Here is a 1,578-nt window from a genome sequence, read left to right on the forward strand (position 1 = left end):
GCGCTACTACGTCTATCACCGCATCGCGCACCGGGTGCGCTGGGTCTGGGCCGAGCACGTCAACCATCATTCCAGCCAGCACTACAATCTTTCGACGGCGCTGAGGCAAAGCTGGACCGGCCTCTTCACCTTCACCTTCATCCTGCAGGCGCCGCTGGTGCTCGCCGGCTTCCACCCGGCCGTGATCGCCTTCGTCTTCGGCTTCAACCTCGTCTGGCAGTTCTGGATCCACACCGAGACGATCGGCAAGATGTGGGGCTGGTTCGAACTCATCTTCAACACGCCCTCGCATCACCGCGTCCACCATGCCACCAACCCGCGCTATCTCGATGCCAATTTTGCCGGCACGCTGATCATCTGGGACCGCATGTTCGGCACTTTCGTCGAGGAACTGGAGGGAGACCGGCCGCGCTACGGCATCGTCAAGAACATCGGCACCTTCAATCCGCTGAAGGTGGCCTTCCACGAATGGATAGGCATGTTCAAGGATGCGGCTAAGCCGGGGCTGACGCTCAGCCAACGCCTCAACTATCTCATCCAGCCGCCCGGCTGGAGCCATGACGGCTCGCGCGACACGTCGGAGACGCTGAAGGCGGCTTATGTGCGGAGAAATCCGGCGGAGGCGGGCAGGCCAGGGCTGCCGGCCGCAGGCGCAGAGCCGGCGGAGTAGTCAGGACGGTTCACCGCCGCCACGTAGCAGGGCTTCGTAGTCGCGGCCGCCGTAGAAGATATTGACGATGCGCACGATATCGCTTTCGACGATATAGGCGATGACGGCGGAATGCTCGAACGGGACAGTCCTCAGACCCGGCACAATGTCATCGTGCTGGCGCCCGCCGCGGGGCGCATTGCCGATGCTGTGACAGCGGTCCCTGATGCGATCAACGAAGCTTATAGCGATACTGCCGCTACCGCTGCTTTCGAAAATATAGGCGGCAATGGCATCGAGATCGGATATGGCCGCTTCGCTAAGAACGACGGCGAGACGTTGAATCATCACTGTCTCGCGCCATCTGCGAAATCCGACCCTTTACCCTCGCGATCGCCTCATCGAGCGGAACGGCTGGCCTCTTGTCCTCAATCGAAGCCTTCACCCGCGCCCGGATCGAGGCCATGCGCTCGGCATGCTCCTCTTCCTCGCGTTGGAAGGCGCGGAGTGCGGCGCGGATGACTTCGCTCGCGGACCCGAACGAGCCGTCCTCGACCTTTTCGCGGATCATCCGGGCCATGGCTGGCGTGACGGTGATGGAGAGTTTCTCGGCGGACTCCACGGGATAGCTCCATGCATATAAAGTAGGATAGTATCCTACTTGATATGGGTCGTCCAATCGGAACCGAAAAGCCTATTCCGCGGCTTGCGCCCGCGCCGGCAACCCCAGCCATTCCCTGCAGTCCGCCAGAGCGCGCGACGTGATCGCGTGGCGTTTGGCGATGGTCTTGTCCTTGCCGCGCAGGCGTTTGCCTTCGACCTTCGGCGCCTCCACCGGCGGAAACAGGCCGAAATTGACGTTCATCGGCTGGAAGGAGCGTTTTCCGGGCTCGTCGTCCGAAACGATGTGGCCGCCGGTAATGTGGTTG

General features: G+C 61.9%; 3 protein-coding genes and 1 pseudogene. 1 reads left to right on the plus strand and 3 read right to left on the minus strand.

Annotation, left to right across the window (positions count from 1 at the left end; all coding sequences use genetic code 11):
- Positions 1–670, plus strand: a 670-nt coding sequence (locus EOA38_RS36100; RefSeq protein WP_145966273.1) for a sterol desaturase family protein, incomplete at its 5' end; no start/stop codon positions are given.
- On the opposite strand, the gene EOA38_RS36105 is transcribed toward EOA38_RS36100, so the two are convergent.
- From EOA38_RS36105 to EOA38_RS36115, 3 genes and pseudogenes are all read right to left on the minus strand, one after another.
- Positions 671–997, minus strand: coding sequence for a type II toxin-antitoxin system RelE/ParE family toxin (locus EOA38_RS36105; protein ID WP_127222005.1), 327 nt, complete (start codon positions 995–997; stop codon positions 671–673).
- On the minus strand, positions 969–1,271 hold the full coding sequence (locus EOA38_RS36110) for a type II toxin-antitoxin system ParD family antitoxin (protein ID WP_126093412.1): 303 nt from the start codon (positions 1,269–1,271) through the stop codon (positions 969–971). The genes EOA38_RS36105 and EOA38_RS36110 overlap by 29 nt, the downstream gene beginning before the upstream one ends.
- A gap of 72 nt (positions 1,272–1,343) precedes the next feature.
- Positions 1,344–1,578: pseudogene (locus tag EOA38_RS36115) on the minus strand (FADH(2)-oxidizing methylenetetrahydrofolate--tRNA-(uracil(54)-C(5))-methyltransferase TrmFO); the annotation flags it as partial.

Origin of the sequence: Mesorhizobium sp. M1E.F.Ca.ET.041.01.1.1 (assembly GCF_003997355.1) — a bacterium.
Taxonomy (GTDB): Bacteria; Pseudomonadota; Alphaproteobacteria; order Rhizobiales; family Rhizobiaceae; genus Mesorhizobium.